The sequence below is a fragment of the Neisseria sp. P0001.S005 genome (assembly GCF_051963715.1).
Genome location: NZ_JBQCTZ010000300.1, coordinates 1 through 3,007 on the forward strand (window position 1 = coordinate 1; position 3,007 = coordinate 3,007).

General features: G+C 50.1%; 3 protein-coding genes. 1 reads left to right on the plus strand and 2 read right to left on the minus strand.

The genetic code is table 11. The features are described from left to right. Positions 1-515: OmpP1/FadL family transporter (locus ACTHSP_RS19165; protein WP_440346692.1), on the minus strand; the 515-nt coding region annotated here is incomplete at its 3' end. A gap of 176 nt (positions 516-691) precedes the next feature. Continuing rightward, complete coding sequence (gene pyk, locus ACTHSP_RS19170; protein ID WP_314513343.1) at positions 692-2,164, minus strand: pyruvate kinase; 1,473 nt, start codon at positions 2,162-2,164, stop codon at positions 692-694. 213 nt (positions 2,165-2,377) lie between these two features. Here pyk and ACTHSP_RS19175 point away from each other — a divergent pair, with 213 nt between their 5' ends. After that, a complete protein-coding gene (locus ACTHSP_RS19175; protein WP_440346693.1) occupies positions 2,378-2,881 on the plus strand; it encodes a hypothetical protein in 504 nt (167 codons plus the stop codon). Positions 2,882-3,007 lie beyond the last annotated feature (126 nt).

Consider the following 3,007-nt stretch of genomic DNA (forward strand, 5'->3'; position numbering starts at 1 on the left):
ACAGCGTGCTGCTCATTCAGTTTCCACGCGACTACCGGCTCGATGGCGATGGTGGTCAAACCCAGTTTGTTGATGTTGTGGCGTAAGACGGAATCTTTTTCGTATTCGGTTGCCGAACCGAAAGGAACGTACACGCCCAAACCCAAAGTTACATCGTCGCTGGCTTTGTACGCGCCATAAACGTGTGGAGCAACGGTGGTTTCGGTAATTTTGCCGCTGGTCGAGCCGCTGACATCGGCACCCGTGCGGAAGTGTTTCGCAGATTCCGCCTCATAATGAATGCTTGGGAAAACGATATTGGCGTTGACGGAAATTTGGCTGCTGTCGATTTTGCTCAAACCGGCCGGATTGTAGAAAATGGTTGATGCATCGGCGGCTTCGGCGGCGGCGGCGTTGGCCGTGCCTTGTGCGTTAACGGATTGTGTGCCGAAGTGGTAGCCGGAGGCTTGGACGGCGGTAGATAACAGTGCTGCGCTTAAAATAAATGCTGTTTTTTTCAGATTGAAATGAATCATTTTGATTTACCGTGAAAGTAGCGGACAAAGAAAAAGGCCGTCTGAAACGTCCTTTATTGATTTAGTATAGGCACTCAATTCTATACTACATCATTATTTTTGCCTAATCTTTTCTTTTTTTACACAAAAAAAGCAGGCTAAAACAGCCTGCTTTTCCAATTATCGGATCACTGCAATTATTTAACCTGCAACACTTCCAGCGTATTGGTCGAACCGGATTCGCGCATTTGCGAACCGCTGGTGATGATGTATTGGTCGCCGCTTTGGAGGATTTTGTGTTCTACCAGCATGGCTTCCACTTCGTTCAGCGCGGTATCGTGATCGGTACTGGTTGCCAAAATCAACGGACGCACGCCACGGTACATCGCCATGCGGCGTTGTGCTGAAACACTCGGCGTCAGGGCAAAAATCGGCAGAGTGATGTTGTGGCGGCTGACTTCGAAGGCGGTCGAACCGCTTTCAGTCAGGGCAACGATGGCTTTGGCGTGAACTGCTCGCGCCACGCTGACCGCACCGCCGGCAATCGCCAAGTTGGTGCTGACGGCTTCGGGATACTCAACCTGTTCGGCAACGCCGTTGAGCGAATCTTGTTCTTTTTCCGCAGCCGCACAAATAATCGCCATTTGGCTGACGGTTTCAAACGGATACGCGCCGACGGCGGTTTCGGCGGAACACATCACCGCATCGGTACCGTCCAATACCGCGTTGGCCACGTCACTGACTTCCGCGCGAGTCGGTACAGGGTTGGTAATCATCGATTCCATCATTTGAGTTGCGGTAATGCTGAAGCGGCGCAACTCGCGGGCGCGGCGGATCATGCGTTTTTGCAGGGCAGGTACGGCGGCATGACCGACTTCCACTGCCAAGTCGCCGCGGGCAACCATAATACCGTCGCTGGCAAGGATGATTTCGTCCAGATTTTCAATGGCTTCTACGCGCTCGATTTTGGAAACCAAACCGGGGCGTACGGCAATGCTGCCTTTCATTTCTTCTTCGACTTTGGCGCGTGCGATGTGCAAATCTTCGGCAGATTTCACAAAGCTGATGGCCAAGTAGTCGCAACCGATGGCAATTGCCGTTTTCAGGTCACGAAAGTCTTTTTCAGTCAACGCACCGGCAGACAGGCCGCCGCCGCGTTTATTGATACCTTTGTTACTTTTCAGCACATGGCTGTTTTCTACCCTTGTAATAATCTTACTTCCTTCAACCGCTTCAACGGTCAACGTCAACAGGCCGTCGTCCAGCCACAAAACATCGCCGGCAACGACGTCATTCGGCAAATCGCGGTAGTCCAGGCCAACCGCTTCGCGTGTGCCTTCGCCTTCAAGTGCGGCATCCAAAATCAAGGTTTCACCCTTATTCAGCTCGATGCTGCCGCCTGCAATTTTGCCCACGCGGATTTTAGGCCCTTGCAAGTCGGCAAGAATGGCGATTTCCTGACCCGCACGTTTCGCGGCTTCGCGTACGATACGCGCATTTTCTTCATGAAACTCCGGCGTACCGTGGCTGAAATTGAAACGGACGACATTAAGGCCACCGACACGGATCATGTCTTCCAACAATTGTACATTGTTGCTGCCCGGACCCAGTGTGGCAACAATTTTGGTATTGTGGCTGATACGGGTTAAATCACGTTGCAATTCGCTCATGTAAACGTCCTTTCCTGTTGATTTCACGTTTGATAATGAAGAAGATTGTACTCTTAATGCAATAATGTTGGCGTAAAATTACATGATTTTCTGACTTAAACTAAATTTATTTTTGCATTAACCTACTTTCCTATCGGATACAATACACTCTCACGTCGTCATTTTTGATTTTCAGACGGCCTCCCTCATACTAATAGAATACTCAACTGATCCATGAAACGTTTTTTGACTCCGCTACCCATCGGCATCGTTTTGGCTGACCTGATCTACGGTTTCGTACTTAATGTCATGCAAGGCTTAAATTTGCAACAAACCGCCTCCAATCAATCCGGTACAATTTCCGTTACGCCCGACATTGCCTTCAACAGCCTGCAAATCGTCGCCAACGGCGGCATGGTCTGCATTATCGGCTTCGGTTTGATTGTCTTGTTCCAACTCAACCGCGCCGTATTACGCCAACAAATCCTGCCCATCGGTATTTTCCGAACCCTCGGCCTGTTGGCTGTTTTGGCATTCAGCATTTCTTCTTTATGGGAATGGTTGCATGCCGCTTTGTCGCTGCTTTCCGGGCACAATGTTTTAAACTTCAGCAACCCGCGTTATCTGGTTACCGCAGCCTGTATGCCCATCATCGCTTTCTTGTGCATCTTGCGCCTGTACAATTGGTATCGCCTGCATCGGACTGTTGCCGCTGACGACACCTCCATGACCCTCTAATCAAGCTGAGACCTTTGCAAAATTCCCCAAAATCCCCTAAATTCCCACCAAGACATTTAGGGGATTTTCCATGAGTACCTTCTTTCAGCAAACTGCTCAAGCCATGATCGCCAAACACATCGACCG